This window comes from Vibrio lentus, assembly GCF_002875945.1.
Lineage (GTDB): Bacteria > Pseudomonadota > Gammaproteobacteria > Enterobacterales > Vibrionaceae > Vibrio > Vibrio apostichopi.
The window spans coordinates 17,068-40,311 of sequence record NZ_MCZK01000036.1; the positions used below are offsets into that span (position 1 = coordinate 17,068).

Sequence of the window (23,244 nt, forward strand, 5' to 3'; positions counted from 1 at the left end):
GCTGACGCAAATGATTATTACCAACGTAAATCTGGTGCTTGAAAATGAAGTGGTGCGCGGTTCGGTTGAACTGCGAGATGGCGTGATTGCCAATATGTCTGACTCGACCAGTCAACTTCCAGGTGCCCTTGATGGCGAGAATGGCTTCTTGATGCCGGGCTTGATTGAGCTGCATACCGATAACCTAGAGAAGTATTTCACGCCAAGGCCAAAGGTGAACTGGCCACCGCTTTCTGCAATGAGTGCACACGACACGCAGCTGATTGGATCGGGCATCACCACGGTGCTTGATGCCGTTGCTTTGGGTGACTACCGAGATGGCAATCGCCAAGAGAACCTTGACCAGTTTATTAATACTGTGGCCGAGAGTCAGAAGCGTGGTCTAACTCGAGCCGAGCACCGCATCCATTTACGCTGCGAAGTACCGCACTCAACTACCGTTGGTTTGTTTGAGCGTTACGTGAACATGCCAGAAGTGCAGTTAGTCTCCGTAATGGATCACGCTCCAGGTCAGCGTCAGTTTGTGAACCTAGATAAATACCGAACTTACTATCAAGGTAAGTACAACATGACGGATGCTGAAATGGTGGTGTATGAAAAAGACCAAGTTGCTCAGTCAGAACGTTGGTCGAAACAGAATCGCGATGAGATTACTCGTCAGTGCCGTGACTTGAATATTCCAACCGCAAGTCATGATGACGCAACTAGTGCTCATGTAACGGAATCTAAAGAGTTGGGCATGGTGATTGCTGAATTCCCAACCACGGTTGAAGCAGCGCAGCGCTCTCACGAATTGGGCTTAAAGGTGATGATGGGGGCGCCGAACGTGATTCGCGGTGGTTCACACTCGGGGAACGTTGCAGCACATGAGTTGGTGTCTTTGGGCGTGTTGGATATCTTGTCTTCAGATTACTATCCAGTGAGCTTGTTAGATGCGGTATTTACGCTCGTTAACGATGAGCGCAACAACCTCGATGTAGCGCAAGCGGTGCAATTGGCGACATTGAACCCAGCACAAGCTCTTGGCTTAACTGACCGTGGTGTCATAGCGGAAGGTAAGCGTGCTGATTTGGTGCTCGCGCATCGTTTGGATGATCACCAACTGGTATCTCGTGTGTGGCGTGAAGGCAAGAAGGTATTCTAATCCATGTCTAAAGGTTACTCATTTGATGTGAATGGGGTGGTCAACGCCGCCCCAAAAGCTGACAAACCGGGTCAGCTTTATTATGTAATCGGTCCTTCTGGTGCTGGTAAAGATTCGATTATCTCGGCGCTACGTGAGCAGTTCGTTAAAGACTTGGTGGTTGCTCATCGCTACATCACACGTGCAGCCGATGCTGGTGGCGAAAACCATGTAGAGCTCAGTGATGATGAATTCTTTATTCGCTATTCGCGAAATATGTTTGCGATGAGTTGGCAAGCTCACGGCATGAGCTACGGCATTGGCCAAGAGGTTCACCAATGGATGGATGCGGGCTTGAGTGTTGTGGTTAATGGTTCGCGTGCGTATTTAGATGCAGCAAGAGACTTGTTTGGTGAACGATTAGTCCCCGTTGTGGTTAGTGTTAAGCCAAAGGTGTTAGAAGCACGTTTACGAGCCCGCGGTCGTGAAAGTGAAGCTGAGATTACCCTTCGATTGCAACGCGCGGCGGACTATTGTGTGGACTCAGAATCCACTCTAAATAACACGCTTTGTATTGATAACAGTGGCACGATTGACCAGAGCATTGCGCAGTTTGCGCGATTAAAAGAACAAGCTGAAAGGCTCGCAGAACCAGCAGGTGGTGTCGCATGAAGTTGACCATGTTAGGCACTGCCAACAGTGCGATGGTGCCAGTTTACGGGTGTGATTGTTCGGTGTGTGTTTCTTCCCTTGAAAAACCCAGTTTAAGACGAGAAAAGTCATCAGCGTTCCTTGAACATAATGGCAAGTTTCTCTTGTTGGATGCTAACGCGCCTGACCTGATGCGCCGCTTTCCTGCTGGATCGATTGATCAGATATTATTGACTCATTACCACATGGATCATGTCCAGAGTTTGTTTGATCTCCGATGGGGTGCTGGCGATAAGATCTCGGTGATTTCTCCTGATGATCCGCTGGGTTGTGATGATCTTTATAAACATCCCGGTATTTTGGATTTTTCCATGCGAGCACAAGCGTTTAAGTCGTTTGATTGGCAGGGAATAACCGTAACGCCATTGCCACTCAATCACTCTAAACTTTGTCTTGGTTATTGCTTTGAATTTGACGGGAAGCGGTTGGCTTATTTAACCGATACGGTAGGGCTGCCAAAGCAAACCGAGCGTTGGCTGATAGAGTTCCCTGTTGATTGGTTAATCACGGATTGTAACTCCCCACCAATTGAAGATCCTCAAGTTCGAGCCAACTCAAACCACAACGATTTCCACCATATATTAGATATTGATGAAACCTGTCGTCCGAAGAACCTTGGCCTGATTCATGTGAGCCACCATATGCTTGGCTGGGCAGAAGAACACCCACAAGCCTTTTCACAGCGATTGCGCATTCTCAACGATGGCGAGGAGATAACCCTATGAGCCAACCTCTTTCCCCAACCTTAAACAGCGAACCGAGCGTCGCTGAAAGCAGCAAGCTGCACAACGTTGAGCTCGGACGTTGGACTGAAATCGCTGACCGTTGCGTGCTAAATAACGTGCAAGTCGGAGACTACAGCTACATACAAAACGACTGTAATCTGATGTTTACCGAAATAGGTAAGTTCACATCAATCGCTGCGGCGGTTCGCCTGAATCCGAGCAATCACCCGTGGTGGCGTCCAACGCTGCATCACTTTACTTATCGCCCGGGTAAGTATCAGTTAGGTGAAGATCCTACGTCACTAGATGATGAGGTGTTCTCATGGCGCGAAGAAGACAAAGTACATGTTGGGCATGATGTTTGGATTGGTCACGGTGTCATTGTGCTCCCGGGTATTAAGATTGGTAATGGTTCGATAGTCGGTGCGGGCAGCGTGGTTACGAAAGACGTGCCGCCATATTCTATTGTGGTTGGCAACCCTGCCAAGGTGTTGCGCCCTCGCTTTGATGATCCTAGCTACGCCGAGCGATTAGAAAGCCTTGAGTGGTGGCATTGGGATGATGAAAAACTGGCAGAAGCATTGCCACTATTCCAAAAAGATTGCGGTGAGTTTTTGGCTTACTTTGAGCAAACCTAAATCCAATATCCTTTAAGTCTGAAAACTAAAAAAGCAGCCTCAGCGGCTGCTTTTTCGTTTAATAATTTTCTGGCGGTTTAGTTGGTAAGCCGTTTAGTTCGCTAGTTGGTTAATTAGCTAGCTTAGCCTCGACTTGTCCAAGTGCGCGTTGGTACATAAACCATGCACAGGTTCCGGCAAGCACATTACCTACCATTGCGCCCCAGAACAGACCTTCAATACCAGCAAGCAGCGAGCCAACCCACAAGCAAGGCAAGAAGAAGGCGAATAGACGCAGCGCTGAAATCGTCAAGGCGGTGTAAGACTTGCCCAGAGCGTTCGAGACAGAAACCATCAGCATACAGATTCCCAATGGCCCTAAGCTAATAGGCACGATCAGTAGGTGATAGTTCAAAATCGTTGAGACTTCGCTTTCACTGGTCATTAGGTTTGCCAGTCCGCCAGAGAATAACCAAGTCACCAATGCGATGACCAGTTGGAAACCTAACACGAAGGTAACGGCAATCTTCACAAGACTACGTATGTTCCCAAGGTTCTTTTCACCCAACATGCGACCAATCATAGGTGGCATCGACATGGTCAGTGCTAGAACTGCAACTATTGAGAAGAATTCAAAACGCGAACCCAGCGCCCAAGCTGCAACGGCAGCGGTGCCATAGCCAGCAAGCAGTTTAGTGGCGAACATTGATGAAACCGGTGGCAGCAACTGACTGATCATTGCAGGCCCCATGATGTTACCAATGGAGCGAACACTCTTGCCGATGTCGAGATCGTGCCAGTCGAATGTCATCCAATGCTTCTTAGTCACCTTAGGAGCAACGATAAAGATACCCGCACCGAACGCCAAGATGGTCGCAATGGCGGCTCCATTGATGCCCATGTCGAGCGTAAAGATGAAAATCGGATCCAATATCAAGTTGATGATACTGGTCGCGATCATCATTGAACCGGGCAGCATAGTATTACCATTGGCACGACACACACTGTAGAAAAAGTAGAGCAGTGCGCCTGTCCAAGAGCTGACTAGCCAATAGATCCAATAAGAATCAATGATTGGTAATACCGTTGGTGGCGCATCCAACAACTGTAAAATTGGCCCACGCAGCAGATAGATGATGACGGAGAAAAGCGCGACACTCACGCTGCCCATCGCAATCACTAATCCACCGAGCTGCTTAGCGTAGCGCGTTTCATTCGCGCCAATGGCTCTAGCGATTACCGCAGTTGTCGCGATACCTAGCCCGACCTGAATACCAATGATGATCATCTGTATTGGAAGTGTAAAACCTTGAACAGCGAGCGGTAGTACGCCCAGCTGGCCAATAAAAGCACTGTCTACAAGCTGGAAGCTCATTAGGGAAAGTACCCCAAACAACATTGGCCATGTCATTGTATAGAGTTGTCGGCCAAGAGAAGGCGAGGGAGTTGCGGTAGTAGAATTCATAACACTCTTATCGGTCTTGAAGTTAGGCTTGTTGTGGTGACAAACCTCTCAATGAAGAATTGCGTAAAGGATAACGTAAGGTCAGCTCGATACCAATAATTGTTACCGGATCTAAGCATATTACTTAATGTCGAATTTGGCGGTGTTGGCGCATTGTGTGCTGTCACTTTAGGGAAGCATCTCTCAAACCTTATTTATTTTATAGGGTTATCGTTGTTGGCTAATGTAATTATCAAATCCATAAACTAATATCGTTGGAGAGAAAAGGAATTGCGAGTCAGCAAGCACCGTTTTAACTGCATATTGGAGAAGGAACCTAAATATGCCGACCACAGAAGAAATTCAGATCAGCCAAGAACAAGTTAGAAAGAACAAGGCAAAGGTACTCGCCAAGATAAACCAACAAGGCATCATGTCTCAGGGCTTTCGGTTAGTTAACGTCAAAGATTACCAACAGAAGCTGCAAGCATTGAAACAAAAGGTCGAAAACTTCGACTACATGAATGCCGCTAACAAGCAGCAAGATCAAGTCATTCTCGACATCATGACTCAGAAGGAAAAGATCCATAACTATCTGGATGAATCATCCAGTCAGAAGTTAGCGAATGGCAACCTAGATTTTGGTTCTCGAAATCAAGTCGCGAATGCCACGCTCAAGAAAAAGCAGCTGTTTCTGATGTTTATGGAGACAGTTGAAGCGCAAGAGGCACTCAGAGAGTTTGCTGTGAAAGTCGCATCGGTGTGTAACGGGACACTCAAACAGCCTCCCGGTGCTTATTTAGGTGTCAAAGACTTCCATGGTGCACTGGATAAAATCACCAACCGCAAACGTCATTACGATATTGGTGATCTCAAAGATGCAGCGCGTATGACGATCGTGTTTGAGAGTATGGAAGATATGATCATTGCTAAAGCGATGATCATTTTGACCAAAGAGTTTGTCGAGTTGAAACATCATCAATCTGCGATGAAAGATCGCTACGGCACTAGCCAAGGTGATAATGCTAAGTTCAACTGCGGCGCAACCGATGCTGGCTACAAAGACATTAAGTTCTTCTTGAAGATGGCCAATGGACATATTGGTGAATTGCAGCTCAATACCAAGAACATGATGGTGGCGAAAAAGAACGGTCACATCATCTATGACATCCTCCGAGACGGAGGCAATCTTGATAAGGCATTTACGATCACCAATACAGAAGTGCTTGCTAAGATAAGCCGTAACATGAGTGAAAAGTGGTTCACCTTTATGAACACACGAGTGCCAAAGGCGCGAGATGATTTGATGGCCGTGCAGCAGTTAGTTGATCGTTTGAGAGCGAACCTAGGAAGAGGGCAGAACTCACTTCAAGTCAGTTTAGAAGAGATAACCATACTGTCTCGTGTCAGCCTCTACATCTATGAGCAGGGTGATAACGCCAGAGCTTTATTAGAGTAGGTGGAAATAAAAAAGCCAGTCGCAATGACTGGCTTTGTAGTGTCTACTTTTCGTTGTATTTACTTGTCGAGCAAAGCGTTACTTATTCGCAACGTTACCTAACTTCAACCAAGTGTCGATAACCGTATCTGGGTTTAGTGAAACAGAGCTGATGCCTTGTTCCATTAACCACTCCGCTAGGTCGTCATGGTCAGATGGGCCTTGGCCACAAATACCCACGTATTTACCTGCTTTAGCTGCTGCATCGATTGCCATTTTCAGCATCGCTTTCACCGCTGGGTTACGCTCGTCGAATAAGTGAGCAACGTCACCTGAGTCTCGGTCTAGGCCAAGTGTCAGCTGTGTCATGTCGTTTGAACCGATAGAGAAGCCATCGAAGTACTTCAAGAACTCATCAGCCAAAATAGCATTGGATGGAAGTTCACACATCATGATGACTTTCAGACCTTGGTCGCCACGGCGTAGGTTAAATTTAGCCAGAATGTCGATAACTGATGCCGCTTCGCTCGGAGTGCGAACGAATGGGATCATGATTTCAACGTTCTTCAGTCCCATCTCGTTACGAACACGTTTTAGCGCTTGAGTTTCAAGCTCGAAACAGTCTTCAAATACTGGAGAGATGTAACGAGATGCACCACGGAAGCCCAGCATTGGGTTCTCTTCATGTGGTTCAAACGTTTTACCGCCAACAAGGTTGCTGTACTCGTTCGACTTGAAGTCAGACATACGTACGATCACACGCTTAGGCCAGAATGCAGACGCGATAGTCGCGATGCCTTCCGTTAGCTTGCTTACGTAGAAATCGATAGGATCTTTGTAGCCACGAATACGCTGGTTGATTTCTGCTTTAATTTCGTCAGTTTGCTCATCGAAGTTCAACAGAGCTTTAGGGTGAATACCAATCATCTTGTTGATGATGAATTCAAGACGAGCAAGGCCAACACCTTCGTTCGGGATTTGAGCGAAGTCGAAGGCGCGATCAGGGTTACCCACGTTCATCATTACTTTGGTTGGCAGCATTGGTAGCTCATCAACCTCAGAACGTTTGATCTCAAAGTCGAGTTCGCCGTTGTAAACGTAACCTGTTTCGCCTTCTGAACATGACACTGTTACGGTGTCGCCGTCATTCAGGCTGCTTGTCGCGGTACCACAACCAACAATTGCAGGGATACCGAGCTCACGAGCAATGATGGCTGCGTGACAAGTACGGCCACCACGGTTAGTCACAATCGCAGAGGCTTTTTTCATTACAGGTTCCCAGTCTGGGTCTGTCATGTCGGTTACCAGCACGTCGCCTTCTTGAACCAGTGACATTTGGTCTAGAGAGTCAACCAAACGAACAGGGCCAGAACCGATACGTTGACCGATAGCACGGCCTTCAACCAAGACATCCGCCTTGTTGTTTAGCTCGTAACGCTCGATAACGTTTTGGTCGCTTTGAGAACATACGGTTTCAGGGCGCGCTTGAACGATGTAAAGCTTGCCGTCGATGCCATCTTTTGCCCACTCAATATCCATCGGTCGTTGGTAGTGTTTCTCGATGATCATCGCTTGTTTTGCCAGCTCTTTGATCTCTTCATCGTTCAGTGAGAACTCATTACGTTCTTGAGTATCCGTATCGATGATATCAACTTGCTTGCCGATCTCTTGGTTGGTTGAGTAGATCATCTTGATCAACTTAGAACCAAACGTCTTTTTAACAACGGGGTAGTGACCCGCTTCTAGCATTGGCTTGTGAACGTAGAATTCGTCTGGGTTCACAGCGCCTTGTACGACCATTTCACCTAGGCCCCAAGAAGAGGTGATGAACACCACTTGGTCGAAGCCTGACTCAGTATCAAGCGTGAACATCACACCTGAAGAGGCTTTGTCTGAGCGAACCATACGTTGGATGCCCGCAGACAATGAAATACCTCGGTGATCAAAGCCTTGGTGTACTCGGTAAGAGATAGCGCGATCGTTAAACAGTGAAGCGAACACGTGTTTAGTCGCTTCGATAACTGCATCGATACCTTTCACGTTAAGGAAGGTTTCTTGTTGGCCTGCAAAAGAAGCATCTGGAAGGTCTTCAGCCGTTGCCGATGAACGAACCGCAACAGACAATTCTTCGTTGCCTTCAATCAGTTCGCGGTAGTTATCACGGATGTCTTGCTCTAGTGATTCTGGGAATGGTGCGTCTAGAACCCATTGTCGAATCGTTGCACCTGTCTTACGCAGTGCGTCAACGTCTTCAACATCAAGTTCATCAAGGAGTTGGTGAATGCGCTCATCAAGACCTTTGTAGTCAAGAAAGTTATTAAACGCATAAGAGGTGGTAGCAAAACCATTAGGTACTGATACGCCAGCGTTGGCTAGGTTAGAAACCATCTCGCCAAGTGAAGCATTCTTACCGCCGACTTTGTCGACATCTTCCATGGAAAGGCCATTGAACCATAGGGTGTTATTTTGCATTTATTTCTCCAGAAACATAGCAAGCATTGTAGGGATTTAAAGGCAAACGATTACGTATCAGTTTAAAAAAATGTAAATTATTTTTAAAAGCTGTGGGGGACGTAATAGTCAGCAGGGTTTCGTTATATATATTATGGTTCCCATCCTACTCAAAATAATTTTAAACATTAAATAAAAAATGCAAATTGATATTCAAAGTCGTGATGTATTCTATGTTTCTGATGGAACGGCCATAACATGTGAGACTTTAGGGCATGTTGTTCTAGGTCAATTCCCATTCGAAGCTAATGAAAAAACCTTCCCGTTTGTCGAAAGTGAAGACAAACTTTCTGATTTATTGAAAGAGATCGAGATTTCATATCGAGCAACAGGGCATGAGCCTTTGGTGTTCTTCTCGATTGTGATTCCGGAGATAAAACTGAAGTTGTTAGATGCCCCGGCACACTGTTATGACGTGTTAGAGAGTATTGTGCAGAAAGTGCAAGATGATACGAAAATGGCACCTAAGCCGAAGCTGCAGCGTTCTCGTAGCGTCAATAAAGACTCGGACAAATACTTCGACCGTATTGCTGCTATCGAATACACGTTAGCGCACGACGACGGCATTACTTTAAAAGGCTTGGAAGAGGCAGACATTATCTTGTTGGGTGTCTCTCGCAGCGGTAAAACGCCAACGAGCTTGTACATGGCAATGCAGTTTGGTTTACGCGTCGCAAACTATCCGTTTATCCATGATGATATTGCTCGCTTAAGGTTGTTACCTGAGTTTGAGATATATCGCCATAAGCTGTTTGGTTTGACGATTGATGCGGAAAGGCTGACCGAGATCCGAGAAAATCGATTGGCTGGCAGTGAGTATGCGAGTGACTCTCAATGTTTGTATGAGCTGCAAACGGTAGAAGGGTTGTTCAGACGTGAAGCCATTCCATACATCAACACCTCGTCACTGTCTGTTGAAGAGATTTCGACACGAATCTTGGAGCGTACAGGGTTGAGAAGACGCTTGCTCTGATAAAGGGAATTAAGTGTATAAAGAAACGAGAATCTCATTCGGTGAGATTCTCGTCTTTGTTTGTTACTTGCTATTTTTAACGAATCAACGAATCAACGAATCAACGAAGCAGAGACAGCTTTAGTGTTTCGCTTTGCTTCTCTAACCAACGTTCAAGCGCTGGTGGCCATGTGATACTTGGTTCAACACAGAAGCCGCGCAACATAGAGAAGTACACCGCTTGGTCAATAAGCGGCAGCGACGACTCACCATTTTCTAGGTTCAGTAGAAGCTCTGCATCTTTCAATAACGGATTAATCTGTTCAACGAACTGCGGCGTTTGCTCAATCAGTTTTTCGAAATTGAGTTCTTCTGTCTCTTTGTTTGCGCGCCATGCAGTTTTGCTTGCTTCTGATTGGTATTCAGCAAGGTCTAGTTTCCACCAACGTGGTAAACCGATGCGTTGGCTTAGCGGGAATGCACGAGTTTGGAACAGAGTGACTTGCTCTGATGGTACACGCTGATCATCACTTGATTTCAAGTCCATAAAGTAAGCGATGATATCCAAGCTTTCCGCCATGATAGAGCCATCGTCTTTCTGTAAGACAGGCACCATCTTTTTACCGATCAAATCGATAAGGGTTTGGGCGTCATCATAATCCACAGAAACAAGCTCGATGTTCAAGCCTAGAGATTGAGCGATGTAGGCCACTCTTGCACAGAAAGGGCAGTGGTCGTAAATATAAAGCTTCATAGCTTCCCTTAGTTCAGGTCATTATAAATATAAGTTAATGCTAATGTACCAGAAAGTATTGCGAACATTAAGCGTCAATAACGTTAAGTATCAATAAACTCTAAGCACTAATAAACAGTGAGCATCAACCGACAATAAGTACTTGGTATAAATACTATTTTATTAATTCTATTGTCTGTTGGATTCGGCTTTACTGCAATGAGTAAACTAATGAGAAGGTTGCTGGGAAATGGCAGGCACAAAAAAGGCTCTGGCAATCCCCTCTAATGCAGAAGAGTGAGATCAGCCAGAGCCTGTATTCTGTTACCTTTAGCAGATGGTCTACTAAAAGAGCAAAGTGGTTAAACTATGCTTTTTTAAGATCTTGCATTGGGTAAGTAAGCGTCATTGCGCCTTCTACAGTTGTAACGTGAACGTAGCCGCCACCAGCGCTTAGGCCAGTCACTACCATTTCACCAAGTTCAACACCTTTTGTTGCTACAACGCGATCATCAACTGAAAACACTTTACACACCTTCAATAAATTAAATAAGTACGATAGATATCGAACGCGGATTTAAACAGATGACTCTCTAATCAACTAATCCAGTTGTTTGTCGTAAAGATTAAATTTGGTTATGTATAAATGACTATTTCTTAGTTATCAGACCATTAGCGTATTTGTGGTGTCTATTTGTCTGCAGGGTAAACGACACCAATTTGCTGACGCATCTCTGTAATTAGCTTGCAAACGGTTAAAGCGCGTTGTGTTGTTTGAGCTTTGGTTGCTTGATCGCCATGGATACAATCGGCAAAGGCTTGCGCTTCATAACTCATTGAGTTCTCACTTTGATGTTGAGTGAGGTTTTCTACCGTGCCATCACGATAGCGGATCTTAACGTCGGTACATTCAGCGATGTGATCGATAATGATCGCCCCTTGTTCACCTTGGATCTCACTAGGCGCATAGGAATCACTGACCTTAGAGTGCGCGAGAGTGACATCGAACTCAGGGTATTGGAAGATCGCACAGCCATGAGCATCCACACCAGAATCAAGCAACTTAGCAGAGGCGTGAGCTGCTTGAGGCTTGCCAAACAGTGCCACGGAAGCGGCGACACAATAGAAACCAATGTCGACCATTGAGCCGTTTGAGAAGGCAGGGTTGAACGTATTTGGATTTTCACCGTTGAGGTATTTTTGGTAGCGCGATGAATACTGGCAGTAATTGATGTGCGCTTTATGTACTTTGCCTATTTTTTCTAACCCAAGTTGGATTTGCTTAAAGTTCGGTAAGAACTGAGATTTATACGCTTCAAACAGCACCACGCCGTTTTGTTCTGCGACTTCAAACATTCGAGTCGCTTCATCAATATTTGACGCGACAGGCTTTTCACAAATCACATGCTTGCCGTGCTTCATCATTAAAATCGACTGCTCACAGTGCATTGAGTTTGGAGAGGCGATGTAAACCGCTGTTATTGTTTTGTCACTGGCTAATGCGTCGAGTGAGTCATAAGTCGTTTCAACGTCAAATTCTTGGGCGAACTGTGCCGCGCTGTCTAAGTTTCGGGAATAAACCGCAGCAAGTTGCATCGATTGAGTTTCATGGGCAGCTTGAACAAACTTTTGTGTAATCCAATTGGTTCCAATTACAGCAAACTTAATCATATAGGTATCCAGTCGTTAGTGTATTGATTCTGTGGAGATAGTAGCATTCAAAGGCCGCCAATGTGCCTTAGATTTGCGGAACAATTCCCGTTTAAATACAGCCTAATATCCATTTGGAGCCTCTATAAGATACCTGAGTTAGCTAGGACAACGGTGCACAAGTAAGTCATTTTTGCTAAGGTATTATGGAATTCAAACAAGGTGATGATATGCAAATCCGTACCGTAAAGGTAACTGACATTCGCTCTATTTTAGCGCTTTCTGAGCAGATAAACCGCCAACATCATCTTGGTGCACCTATGGTGTTTGCACCACCGTCACGAAGCTTTGGTGACAGCGAAGAGTATTGGCTAGGGTTGATGATAGACCCGCTCGGTTCCTTCTTTGTTGCGGTTCAAGATGATGAGGTTGTTGGCTTTCTTGCCGGCAAAGTGACGCAGAACAAAGGGGTAAGCTTTATTCAGCCACATAAGGTTGCGCGGGTGAACACGATTGTGGTCAACGATCAGATTCAAAGCCAAGGTGTCGGTAAGGCGTTGATGAAGTCATTCAACCAATGGTCGCAGGCCAGAGGAGCGATAGAGCTTCGTTTGGAAGTGATGGAGTTTAACCAGCAAGCTCAGAGTTTCTATGAGTCGTTAGGAATGGAAACTCAATCTCGAACCATGTCTATGAGCTTAGAGGGGATATAAAGGTGCGGTCGTTTTTACCTTTATCACTGTACTTACTCTTTGCGAGCTCTCTGATTTATTCAGCCACTTCCTCTGCTACTGATACGCCGCAATATGTAAAGCCGCCTGCAACGCAGAAATCACAAGCGCAGAAGCTTGTAGTCGAGAAAATCGTTTCCGATGCAACTGCGATAGAAACCATTGTGTTTGAGTCTGCGCCTTCTCACTCCCAAGATGTCTCAACGTCTCCAGCAAGCTCGAACTCAAACAATGTGATTGTTGTGGATGACGTTCTTGAAAGTGGCTCTGACGACAATTCTGACGACAATAAGAATAAGGTTGCTCAGCTTTCTCAAGGTTCATCGAAACGCCCACCTCAAAGCTCATCTCAACAGTTTTACAACGTACCTAATATTGATTCAGAGATCGACCCGCTACTTCAAGTGGTCACTTTGGTTAAGGTCGATAAATCGAAACGTCGCATGTACTTATTTAAAGACGATGAGGTCGTACAAGAGTTTCGTATCGCCTTGGGTAAGCAGCCAAAAGGGCATAAGCGATTTGAAGGGGATAATCGAACCCCAGAAGGGCAATACAAGCTCGATTATATTATGGAAGAATCTGATTTTTATCGCTCAGTACACATCAACTACCCACAATCCGCCGACAGAGAGTGGGCCGAAAAACACGATGTTAGCCCTGGAGGAAATATCAAAATCCACGGCATCAAAAATGGTGAGCGTCGTTCGCAAAGTTTTATTCAAAGTTTTGATTGGACGGATGGTTGTATTGCTTTAACCAATCAAGATATGGATGCGTTTATTGAACTAGTTAAAATGGGCACTCCTATCCATATCGAATGGTAGCACCCAGATTGTTTTTACTCGTCCAGCTTAGGTCTTCACTAATCTAACTTTAGTTTTCACCTGCCGAGCTTAGGTGTTCACTTACTTAATTTAGATTAACACTCGCCCTGCACTGAATACGGCAATCACCACCAGCAGGGCAATAGTGACAGGCTTGAATTTCTCTCCGCCAAATCTCTCGAACAATTTAGACCCGACATAGCCACCAAACATGCTGCTTGGCAAAAGTACAATCGTAAGCCAAACCACATCACGGTCGACTAATCCCGCTATCGATGCCGATACAAATGCACTGGAATCGGCCAATACAAAGAACGCGATAAGGCCAGCTCTGGCAATATGAGGCTCGACTGGGCTTGCTAGTGCATGCGTGCCAACCGGAGGCCCAGACATTGAAGCCGCACCATTCATTACTCCAGCAAGGCTGCCGAGAATATAGGGTGCAAATCGAGGTTCGCTTCGATATTGAAAGCCTTTGTAGATCATAAGTGCAGACGCAAAGATGAAAGCGCTGATGATCAAGATGATCGTGTCTTGGCTAACCGATTTGAGCAAGAGTAAGCCGACCGGAGTGAAGGCCAAACAAGGGATAAATACCTTTGAAACCCAGCGCCAGTTAACGTGCTTTCGAACCTTTGGCAGCAATTGAATATTGCCGAGTAGGTCAATCAACATGAAAACAGGAACCAGTTCGATAACAGGGACGAATAGCGCGCTTAACGGCAATGCCACTAAGGTGAAACCGAAACCTGAGAAGCCACGAACAATAGCGGCGAAAATGAAGATTGCACCCAAAATTGGGTAAGTTGGACTAAAAATGAGATCCATAAATTAAGTAACCAATGAAGCTGTCTGAATAGAGTGAGCTAATGAAACCAAGTGAGTAGCGGAATGTACTCCTACTCACTTGCGTTTACTACCTAATTTTCAGGTTTATTGGGGTTAATTTTAATGTCTCTTGAGGTGTGCTTTTTCGGTATTCGCTCGGTCAATTTATAGCGCTAAATTGATTCGGGAAATCAGTGAATACAGCGTCTACTTTGGAGAGAAATTTGAACTGAGACGGATCATTGACGGTGTAGCACCATGTTTGAATGTTCGCTTCTTTTAACGTATCGAGATCGTTCTGATCGACATGTTCAAAGTTCATGTGACAGCTGAACGCTTTGACCTCATTGATAAGCATAAGATCGGCTTGGGTCAGTTGCTCTGTGATCACACCAATTCGGTATCTCGGTAAATGGTGAGCCATTTCAGCAACGACTTGGTGACTGAAGCTTGAAAGTAAGATCCTGTCGGTATCCAGCGTTGAGCGGATCAGTTCTGTGTGCAGAAGATCGACCACATGAGGCGCTTGGTGTTTGCTATCGACTTTAATTTCCAGATTAACACTCAGATCATGCGCTTCAACCAAGCTCAACAGCTCAGTGAGAGTCAGTATTTTTTCACCGGTGAACTGTTCTGATTTCCAGCGACCAAAATCTAACAGGCGCAGCTCTGCCAAGGTGTGCTCATCAACACGGCCTTTACCATCACTACAGCGTTCTAGTGTGTGATCGTGACAAACGACAAGTTGGTCGTCGAGAGTCACTTGAATATCGACTTCAACCCACTTCAAGCCAAGATTAGCGGCTTGCTCAATGCTTACTTTGGTGTTTTCTGGGTGAGTACCTGCCACACCACGATGACCTACGATGATAGACGACATAATTAATCCTTCTTTAAGACGCATCGTAAATATTTATTAAATATCAGTTTTCTCCATTACGCCAGAGCAATCGTGAAGCCAAATAGCCGTGTTGTGACTCTGCTAATGAAAGCGGTCGATTAGACTTGTCACTTCTAGTGATTCTCATCTACGAAAAAGCCTCTCGATGGAGAGGCGTTCGATGACATAGGCTCTGGATAATATAGAGATTGGATTAGATTGGCTTAGCTTAGTGTGCGATGTCCAATTGGTTGTCTTTCACGCCATTAATACGGAACCAACCAGCGATACTGAATCGCTCCGTGTTGGTTGGTAGAACCTCGTGTGGGAACTGTTCAGACAAGAATACCAACAGTCGACCACCCTTTGGCGGAATGGTCGCGATGTGATTGTCTTTTAGATCGTAAACCACGAGTTCCCCAGCGTCTTCTTCAGACCATTCGTCATTCATGTAGAACACCGTGGTTAGGCGGCGGTTTTCGTTGCCTTTGAAGCAGTCTAAGTGCTTCTGGTAGAAGTCGCCTTTTTCGTATTTCGCAAAGTGCGCTTCGTATTCGAACAGACCTAAAAAGAATGCTTGGTTTGCCTCTAAACGAATTTGTTCCATTTTGTCGAGGAACAAAGATGCTGGTTCGCCCATATCACGGCGTACCCACTGAATTTTGTCACTACGAATCGTTGCTTCTCGTGCTACGTCATCGTTACGGCCGATCCTAGCCTTTTTCCAGTTTTCTGGAATGCAATCCCTCAATGCCACTACTTCTTCGTGAGTTAAGAAGTCATCCCAAACGAAATAGCCTTGGGTAGAAAGAGCATCGATTAATTGGTTCATGTATAGCACTCAGACAATAAATTAGAGGCGCATATATAGTCCTAATAACTCAGGCCAACAAATCACGTATTTTGTCGTCACGATAAAACCGGAAAGTATGTATAAATTGGGAGATGAGAAAGCTTGCAGAGCGCCTCAGAGCAAGCCTATTTTAGGCCAACGCTAAGGCGTTAATTGTGAGGGGCAATTCGAATGAGGCGATAGTCAGAATGAAGGCCGAGTTAACTTACCGTTGATGCGAGCACTTCACTGATTTGCTTAGCGGCTTCTCGCGCGTGTTTTTGAACGCCGACAATGGTAGCAGAGGCGTACCCTGACCATTCGCCATAGCCAATAAACCAAAGACCTAGGTGTTGATTAGAGCGAGTACCGTCTGAGATCTTGCTAAGATCGCTGTCTAGCTCTAAACCCTGTAAGTGATCGAGTTGGGTTTTAAAGCCCGTGCACCATACGATCGCATCGATCGGGATGGTTTTGTTTTTGGTGACGATGCTGTCTTCGGTAAAGCGAATAATGTCTTCTTCTTTGACTAGCACGCCTCGATCTCGGGCTTCTTTCACGCTATCTGTCATCACAATCTTGGAAAAGTCATCGGTATTCTCAAGAGTCTCGCCTTTCAAAGAGGCGTAGTAGCGTTTGGTTGAAAGGTCGAACAGGTATCGGCCATCCAAATCGTCATCAAGATATTGCAGAGGACGGTTAGTAAACCAGTGTGTATTGGCTACTTCTGAAACCTCAGCAAGGATCTGAGAGCCGGAGTTACCGCTTCCGATCACAGCTACATTCTGTTGCTCAAATGGTTTGTTGTTTTGGTATTCGCTAGAGTGAATCTGTTCGCCTTTGAATTGTTCAATGCCTTCAAAGTAGGGCGTTGAGGCTCCTGAGAAGTTACCCGTTGCAGATACCAAGGCGTGAGATTGATAAACACCAGTGTCGGTTGTGATGTAAAACAGGCCGTCTTTCTTCTCAACATTTTGCACTCGAACGGGGCGCTCGATTCTAAAGTCATAATGCTTTTCATAGCGGCTTAGGTAGTTGACGATCTCGTTGCGGCTCGGGTATTCGAGCTCAGTCTTCGGCATCATCAAACCAGATAACGAGCTGTACTCTTTTGGTGAGAACAACATCAAGCTATCCCAACCTTTTGTCCAAGCGCCGCCAGGTGTTGGATTCGCATCAAGAATGAGTGGGTTGAGCCCATTTCTTTTTAGGTAGTAGGCTGTAGATAGACCCGCTTGGCCTGCGCCGATAATAATGATTTGCTCAACCATGTTGCACCTCTGATTCTTTGATTTCTGGAGTGATTCGTTTATCTATTTGTTTCTCTGTTTTTGTCTCTATTCTTTGATACTGGAAAAGCACACTCAAGAGAGTGTGCTTATAGGGTTAGAAGATGAATTGGTACAAGAAACCAGCGCCAATTGCCATGCTCAAGATTACGAATAAGAACGCTGCAATCATTTTGTTTTTGAAGATAGATTTAAGCAAAATCACTTCAGTCAAACTCGCACCAGCACTACCAATAATCAACGCCATTACTGCTCCAAGTCCCATGCCTTTTGCTGCTAATGCTGCGCTTAAAGGAATCACGGCTTCAGCTCGGATGTAAAGTGGGATACCAATAACCGCTGCAATTGGAATCGCAAATGGGTTGTTTTCACTTGCTACGCTTGCCACAAATTCTGTTGGCATGAAGCCGTAAATCATTGAGCCAAGAGCAATACCACCGACTAGGTAAGGAACCACTTTTTTGAAGTCAGCCCATGTCCTGTTCCAAATTCTTACCCATTTGTTGATAGGTTTTGCTTTTGAACCGCATGAAGAAGCACAACCTTTCGCTTCAGGTGCAATGTACGCTTCTGATTTTACGTATTTTTCAAAGCCAAGTTTCTCTAAGGTGTAGCCAGCAATAACCGATACGCCCATTGCGACAACAAAGTAGAACACGGTGACTTTAAGACCAAAGGTCACAGCAAACAAACCGATGATAATTGGGTTCAATAGTGGGCTAGCAAATAGGAACACCATCATGGTTCCAAAGCCTGCTTTTGCACGTAATAGACCTTTCAAAAATGGAATCGTTGAGCATGAGCAGAATGGCGTGATAGCACCTAATAAACCTGCAACGATGTAACCTTTACCATTTTTACCACTTAAAATACTTTGTATCTTTGCTGGTGGGATGTACTCCTGTAGTACACCTACGATGTAGCTGATTAATAGGAAAAGTAGGGTTAATTCGACAGCTAAGAAGCCGAACATACCTAAGGTATCCATAACCATATCTTGTGTAATATTCATAATTCGTTTCTCTATATTTCTGGAATAATCGAAATATACGCTCGCGAGATTTTCCCGTCAACATATATTTCGATATTTATCGAAATATATGTTGTTGTAAATTTATTCATAATGAGAGTTTGTTTGTTAGTATCTGAATTTTATCGGGTTTTAAGTGATATCTAAGAGGGGGTAAATTTCTAATCCATGTCAACAATGTGGCTATAAGTCATTCAGTTAACAAAATAGTCACAATTGGCCGCGAGTTTGCTATGGTATAGGTCTGACCAGTTGGTTTATCACAAGGAGTGGGTTTGCAGCTGCATACCATTAAAGGTTACATCCAAGACATGTACTTGGTGGAGTATCCAGACAAATTACTGTTGCTTGATGGCGCATGTCGAGCTGACATCCCGCATTTGAAGGCTTTCATCGAAACAGAACTTATGCGTGATTTTGCTGATCTCCATACGGTTGTGGTGACACACATGCATCCTGATCACGCAGGGGCAGCGCATAAGCTTAGAAGGCTAACGAACTGTAACTTGGTGGCAGCAAATCGAGATAAGGATTGGTACCACGGCCTCGATGGCATATTGATGCATTTGACCGATCTGGCATTGGCTCGGTGGATGGCGAACCGATTGGGTAAGCCCAAAGCAAACCTATGGTATTCAAGAAAGTTGAAGCCAGACTACAAGCTGTCGGATGGTGACAGTATTCCTGGATTTGATGACTGGTTGGTTCTCGAAACGCCGGGGCACACTGACAGAGATCTTTCCGTCTATTGCCCATCACACAGTGTCGCCTACGTAGCGGATTTAATGGTCGAGGTCAAAAAGAAGCTGATTCCGCCTTTCCCAATTTTTCATCCCAATAAGTATCGAGAGTCGGTATCTCGTATCTATGACATGCAGCTCGACACCTTGCTGGTGGCGCATGGGGGACAAGTGAATTTGAGTGAGCAAGCGTTTGAACATCTGCTCATGAGTGCGCCAAGAAGGCCAGTGACACATTGGCGAGTAACTAAAATTAAACTCAAAGGTTTGGTTAAATCTGTCTGGCGGTTTGGGTTTAAAGAGAAAAAAAATCGCCATAAATAATTAAGGCCAGTCTCAAAGACTGGCCTTAATTAATACGTGTTGTTGACTCACTATTTGAGCTGTGGAGCAGTTCAATTAGTGAGAAATTAGAAATTCGCCCGCTGGGTCAACAATCACTTTGTCACTCATGCCTTGACGACCAAGCAGCATCATATAAGTCATATCCTGACGGTTGCTTAGTGTGATATCGATAGGCCATTCCTGACCACCAATTTTTAGCATGGTTTCAATCACACAACGGTGTTCAACTTCACCGTTCGATGATTTGATTCTTTTACTCGTTTTCAGCTTCGCCTTGCAGCGCACTGTCTCTTCGAGGTGGTAAACGTCTGGGTGAAGATCGAATTCAACGAAGTTTTCACCGTCTGTTTTTACACATAGTAGATTGTCTACGTGTAGAGAAGAGGTTTGAGCCCCTGTATCAACACGCGTATGTAGTCCAGTTATCCCTAACTCTGGTAAGCAAAGTGCTTCTGTATTCCCTATGATCATTTTATTGTTCATGTTTTTTCCAATCATGAGTAAACGGCGTTTAATCAGCCTTTGCCACGAGTACGGTTAGCGTTTGGTTTTGCATTTTTTTCGATAAATCCGAAAATCATGTCTGCTACATCTTTGCCTGTCGCTTTCTCTATACCTTCTAGGCCTGGAGAAGAGTTCACTTCCATTACAACTGGGCCATTCTTAGATTGTAGAATATCGACACCACATAGGTTTAACCCCATGATTTTCGCCGCGTTGATCGCTGTCGCGCGCTCTTCTTTAGATAGTTTAACCAGTTGAGCTGTGCCGCCACGGTGCAGGTTAGAGCGGAATTCACCCTCACCAGCTTGGCGCTTCATTGCTGCAATAACCTTGTTACCCACAACAAAACAACGGATGTCTGCGCCATTAGCTTCTTCAATGAACTCTTGAACCAAGATGTTCGCTTTTAGTCCCATGAATGCTTCGATAACGCTTTCAGCTGCTTTGTTTGTTTCTGCTAGAACTACGCCAATACCTTGAGTACCTTCAAGAAGCTTGATAACCAGTGGCGCCCCACCTACGTTTTTGATCAAGTCTTGAATCTTGTCTGGGCGGCTAGCGAAACCTGTTTTTGGTAAGCCAATACCTTTACGAGACAGCAGTTGTAGCGAGCGCAGTTTGTCGCGAGAACGACTGATTGCTACTGACTCATTGATACAAAAAGTGCCCATCATTTCGAATTGGCGAACAACCGCAGTGCCGTAAAAGGTAATGGAAGCGCCAATACGTGGAATAACAGCATCGTATTGAGGTAGCTCTTCACCCATGTAGCGAATCTTCGGATTGTTACTCGCGATATCTATATCACAGTGCAGCGTGTCGATAACATCGACCTGGTGACCACGAGCTTCTCCTGCCGCTTTTAAGCGAGAAGTAGAGTATAGATTTTCGTTGCGAGAAAGAATTGCGATACGCATGGCGTTTCCTTAGTTAATACCTGATTGGTAACTGCAAATAAATTAGTTGTTAGCTGAGCTTTCAGTTTTTCTGATGCTCCTTGCTTGCTTCGGGGCGAACCTTAAGGCTTTTCGTTTAACTAAGAAAACGAATTAAATTTGTCGAGTCGACAACAGAAATTTATCGAGTGTGTGAGCGATTGGTACAGCAGGGTTGAGAGGGTGTTTGGAATGGAAAAGCGAGTTGAGACCTAACTCATATTGGGGGTAGGAGCATATTAGGTTGTACTCAACTCGCGTTAACTCGGTGCTAAAAAGTGTACTAATAACGCCAGTTACATAGCTCTATAAGTGTTCGTAGTGCTTCTCTTTCGAGCTTGCTACAGGTGCTTTTTAACTTATTAAGATAGTATTTTCTCATGATGATTACTTCTTTTGTATTAGGTTTTGGTAGGAACTCGTCGTTCCTTGCTGACCCATTAATTATCGTTATTTAATAGGAAGTAATAAACAGATGGTTTTTTGTTAAGTTGTTCCTGTTTTCGTCTTTTAGCGCTACTTTTGGGCTGATGTGTTTTATAATGGGCTTAATCAGGAAGGGTTGTTTCTAAAAAGGTTCATTATTTGTCTGATCTAAACATGATGCGTTACTACACAAGGCTAGATTCGTTCGAGCCTAACCTCTCACATTCGGTTACGTTAACTGAGGTCGCAGACAAGCTGTTCACCAGCTTGCGCCATGCGCGAACCTTGTTAGGCAAGATGCATCAGGCTGAATGGGTGGTGTGGGAGCCAAAAGTCGGCAGGAATCAACGTTCTAATCTGACCTTGCGCTTTAGCAATCAAGAATTGACTCAACATGTCGCCAGTAAACTGATAGAGCAGGGCAAATACGAAAAAGCGCTCTCAATTCTAGACAATGACCGCGCTGTATTTGGCTCTCTCCTCCAAGAAACCTCTGGCGCGACGATGCGTGAAGGGCTGCTGCACGTGCAATTAACCTATAAACGTAAGTTTGAATACCTATTCCCGCACCATATTCACCGCAGTAGCGAACGATTTTTGATCAGGCAAGTGTTCAGTTGCCTCGTCACTTGTAATGGCAAGGGCAAGTTGAAGCCTGAACTGGCGCACCATTGGGAATATGATGCTGAAAAGTTGGTTTGGACTTTCTATTTGCGCCCCGGACTAACCTTCCACGATGGCCAACCCGTCGACGCCAAACAGCTAGTATCGTTGTTTACCGCCTTACAACCGCTACCTTTCTATCAGACAGAGTTAGCCCATGTTGCTTCGGTTTACAGTGAGCAGCCGTTAAGAATCAGTTTCCAACTGACCAAAGCTGACACTGGCTTTGCTGGTTTGTTGGCTGGTGTTAAGTATTCGATTCAACCTGCTGCGCAAGTCACACGAGAGCCATCGCCATTAAATTCGGTGTCTCATGCTGTGATTGGAACCGGCCCTTTCAAAGTGGTTGAGACCAATAATGAACGCATCAAGCTTGCGGCATTTGAGCTCTATTATGGTTGTCGTTCTTTGACCGATGAGGTGACTATTTGGCAGTTTGAAGAATCGATGACGGGCAGTGCTCGTTTCGATGACAGTCAAATGCAGGTGTCACCTTATGAAGACTCGTCTTGTTTTCATCAACTCGGGAAAAGCGATGCGAAGTTGGTGTCGGCTGAAACTGATGGCCTTCGTAGCCGAGTTGAGGATGGGTGTTTGTTTATTCTATTTAATCAGAATTCAGCGGCGAGTCTGTTAACGGATGAGCAGCGTAAGTACATCGCAGGGATAGCCAACCCACAAGCGGTATTGTCTCAATTGGAAAAAAATCAAGGTTTGTTCAGTGTCTCTTTTGCTGAGAACATCCTACCAAGTTGGCAGAAATTGTATCGAACGCCCCCGAAAGAGACGCAACTGCCTAAAAAGATGAGCATCGCCGTTTATAACTATTACGCGCTCTATCGATGTGCTATTTGCGTATCAGACATACTCAAACGATATGGTGTGGAAGTTGAGGTGAATACTTATAGCTTTCGAGAACTGGCACAACTCTCTCAGAGCGGTGACCTTAAAGAAGACTTGGTGTTGTGTAACCTCAACTTAGACGACAATGCGCCATCTTCATTGTTTTCGTGGTTAATGAATGACCCCGTGTTGCACTCGGCGCTAGGTGAGATGAACAGTGATTGGCTCAAACAGCGCTTAGATCATCACAAAGCCTCAGTTGAACTGCCGAATTACTTGGCAGAGTTGGAGCCCGTTGCGTCCACGTTGATTTCTGATTATTGGTTAGTGCCGATGTTCCATCACCTACAAACCGTGCGTTTTCAAGGCATTTTGAAAAACGTAGCCATCACCAACTGGGGATGGCCAGATTTCAAGAATGTATGGTCTGCTGATTAGCTTTAATTTTTACTGACAAAACTCAGGTC

22 protein-coding genes are annotated in these 23,244 nt (G+C 45.1%); 10 read left to right on the forward strand and 12 right to left on the reverse strand.

Annotation, left to right across the window (positions count from 1 at the left end; all coding sequences use genetic code 11):
- Positions 1–10: 10 nt before the first annotated feature.
- The 4 genes from phnM to BCT49_RS03050 are packed head-to-tail and all read left to right on the forward strand — an operon-like array spanning position 11 to position 3,197.
- Positions 11–1,144 carry an alpha-D-ribose 1-methylphosphonate 5-triphosphate diphosphatase gene (gene phnM / locus BCT49_RS03035; RefSeq protein ID WP_102434092.1) on the forward strand — a complete coding sequence of 378 codons (1,134 nt, stop codon included), beginning with the start codon at positions 11–13 and terminating at the stop codon, positions 1,142–1,144.
- A gap of 3 nt (positions 1,145–1,147) precedes the next feature.
- Positions 1,148–1,795, forward strand: coding sequence for a ribose 1,5-bisphosphokinase (gene phnN / locus BCT49_RS03040; protein ID WP_102434093.1), 648 nt, complete (start codon positions 1,148–1,150; stop codon positions 1,793–1,795).
- Positions 1,792–2,559: a phosphonate metabolism protein PhnP gene (phnP, locus tag BCT49_RS03045; RefSeq protein WP_102434094.1), complete on the forward strand. Its 768-nt coding sequence runs from the start codon at positions 1,792–1,794 to the stop codon at positions 2,557–2,559. The genes phnN and phnP overlap by 4 nt, the downstream gene beginning before the upstream one ends.
- A complete protein-coding gene (locus BCT49_RS03050) occupies positions 2,556–3,197 on the forward strand; it encodes a DapH/DapD/GlmU-related protein (protein WP_102434095.1) in 642 nt (213 codons plus the stop codon). Before phnP ends, BCT49_RS03050 begins: the two co-directional genes overlap by 4 nt.
- A 109-nt stretch (positions 3,198–3,306) precedes the next feature.
- On the opposite strand, the gene BCT49_RS03055 is transcribed toward BCT49_RS03050, so the two are convergent.
- Positions 3,307–4,641, reverse strand: coding sequence for an MATE family efflux transporter (locus tag BCT49_RS03055; protein WP_102434096.1), 1,335 nt, complete (start codon positions 4,639–4,641; stop codon positions 3,307–3,309).
- Between the two features lie 322 nt (positions 4,642–4,963).
- Between BCT49_RS03055 and BCT49_RS03060 the strand changes: the two genes are divergently transcribed.
- Complete coding sequence (locus tag BCT49_RS03060) at positions 4,964–6,079, forward strand: hypothetical protein (RefSeq protein WP_102434097.1); 1,116 nt, start codon at positions 4,964–4,966, stop codon at positions 6,077–6,079.
- Between the two features lie 78 nt (positions 6,080–6,157).
- Here BCT49_RS03060 and ppsA read toward each other — a convergent pair whose 3' ends face one another.
- On the reverse strand, positions 6,158–8,530 hold the full coding sequence (gene ppsA / locus BCT49_RS03065; RefSeq protein WP_017108297.1) for a phosphoenolpyruvate synthase: 2,373 nt from the start codon (positions 8,528–8,530) through the stop codon (positions 6,158–6,160).
- Between the two features lie 178 nt (positions 8,531–8,708).
- On the opposite strand from ppsA, the gene ppsR reads away from it, so the two are divergent.
- On the forward strand, positions 8,709–9,542 hold the full coding sequence (gene ppsR / locus BCT49_RS03070) for a posphoenolpyruvate synthetase regulatory kinase/phosphorylase PpsR (protein ID WP_009846294.1): 834 nt from the start codon (positions 8,709–8,711) through the stop codon (positions 9,540–9,542).
- 100 nt (positions 9,543–9,642) lie between these two features.
- Here the strand turns inward: ppsR and grxB are convergent, their stop codons facing one another.
- The 3 genes from grxB to BCT49_RS03080 form a co-directional block, all read right to left on the reverse strand.
- On the reverse strand, positions 9,643–10,275 hold the full coding sequence (gene grxB / locus BCT49_RS03075; RefSeq protein WP_102434098.1) for a glutaredoxin 2: 633 nt from the start codon (positions 10,273–10,275) through the stop codon (positions 9,643–9,645).
- A gap of 346 nt (positions 10,276–10,621) precedes the next feature.
- On the reverse strand, positions 10,622–10,780 hold the full coding sequence (locus tag BCT49_RS25765; protein WP_165689583.1) for a hypothetical protein: 159 nt from the start codon (positions 10,778–10,780) through the stop codon (positions 10,622–10,624).
- Between the two features lie 164 nt (positions 10,781–10,944).
- Complete coding sequence (locus BCT49_RS03080; protein ID WP_102434099.1) at positions 10,945–11,925, reverse strand: Gfo/Idh/MocA family protein; 981 nt, start codon at positions 11,923–11,925, stop codon at positions 10,945–10,947.
- Positions 11,926–12,134: 209 nt separating this feature from the next.
- On the opposite strand from BCT49_RS03080, the gene BCT49_RS03085 reads away from it, so the two are divergent.
- Both BCT49_RS03085 and BCT49_RS03090 read left to right on the forward strand, forming a co-directional pair.
- Positions 12,135–12,617, forward strand: a complete 483-nt coding sequence (locus BCT49_RS03085; protein WP_102434162.1) for a GNAT family N-acetyltransferase — start codon at positions 12,135–12,137, stop codon at positions 12,615–12,617.
- Between the two features lie 2 nt (positions 12,618–12,619).
- Entirely contained in the window at positions 12,620–13,462 is an 843-nt protein-coding gene (locus BCT49_RS03090; protein WP_102434100.1) for a L,D-transpeptidase family protein, read from the forward strand.
- A 90-nt stretch (positions 13,463–13,552) separates the two neighbouring features.
- On the opposite strand, the gene BCT49_RS03095 is transcribed toward BCT49_RS03090, so the two are convergent.
- The 5 genes from BCT49_RS03095 to BCT49_RS03115 form a co-directional block, all read right to left on the reverse strand.
- Positions 13,553–14,290, reverse strand: a complete 738-nt coding sequence (locus BCT49_RS03095; RefSeq protein WP_102434101.1) for a sulfite exporter TauE/SafE family protein — start codon at positions 14,288–14,290, stop codon at positions 13,553–13,555.
- 160 nt (positions 14,291–14,450) lie between these two features.
- A complete protein-coding gene (locus BCT49_RS03100) occupies positions 14,451–15,170 on the reverse strand; it encodes a glycerophosphodiester phosphodiesterase family protein (protein ID WP_102434102.1) in 720 nt (239 codons plus the stop codon).
- 229 nt (positions 15,171–15,399) lie between these two features.
- Complete coding sequence (locus tag BCT49_RS03105; RefSeq protein WP_009846307.1) at positions 15,400–16,002, reverse strand: 2OG-Fe(II) oxygenase; 603 nt, start codon at positions 16,000–16,002, stop codon at positions 15,400–15,402.
- Between the two features lie 221 nt (positions 16,003–16,223).
- Positions 16,224–17,273: an ArsO family NAD(P)H-dependent flavin-containing monooxygenase gene (locus BCT49_RS03110; RefSeq protein ID WP_102434103.1), complete on the reverse strand. Its 1,050-nt coding sequence runs from the start codon at positions 17,271–17,273 to the stop codon at positions 16,224–16,226.
- Between the two features lie 115 nt (positions 17,274–17,388).
- Positions 17,389–18,306, reverse strand: coding sequence for a permease (locus BCT49_RS03115; RefSeq protein ID WP_102434104.1), 918 nt, complete (start codon positions 18,304–18,306; stop codon positions 17,389–17,391).
- A gap of 290 nt (positions 18,307–18,596) precedes the next feature.
- Here BCT49_RS03115 and BCT49_RS03120 point away from each other — a divergent pair, with 290 nt between their 5' ends.
- A complete protein-coding gene (locus BCT49_RS03120; protein ID WP_102434105.1) occupies positions 18,597–19,385 on the forward strand; it encodes an MBL fold metallo-hydrolase in 789 nt (262 codons plus the stop codon).
- 75 nt (positions 19,386–19,460) lie between these two features.
- Here BCT49_RS03120 and BCT49_RS03125 read toward each other — a convergent pair whose 3' ends face one another.
- Complete coding sequence (locus tag BCT49_RS03125; RefSeq protein WP_004733090.1) at positions 19,461–19,889, reverse strand: ATP-dependent zinc protease family protein; 429 nt, start codon at positions 19,887–19,889, stop codon at positions 19,461–19,463.
- 32 nt (positions 19,890–19,921) lie between these two features.
- Entirely contained in the window at positions 19,922–20,827 is a 906-nt protein-coding gene (rimK, locus tag BCT49_RS03130; RefSeq protein ID WP_102434106.1) for a 30S ribosomal protein S6--L-glutamate ligase, read from the reverse strand.
- Between the two features lie 603 nt (positions 20,828–21,430).
- Here rimK and BCT49_RS03135 point away from each other — a divergent pair.
- On the forward strand, positions 21,431–23,215 hold the full coding sequence (locus tag BCT49_RS03135; RefSeq protein ID WP_102434107.1) for an SgrR family transcriptional regulator: 1,785 nt from the start codon (positions 21,431–21,433) through the stop codon (positions 23,213–23,215).
- Positions 23,216–23,244 lie beyond the last annotated feature (29 nt).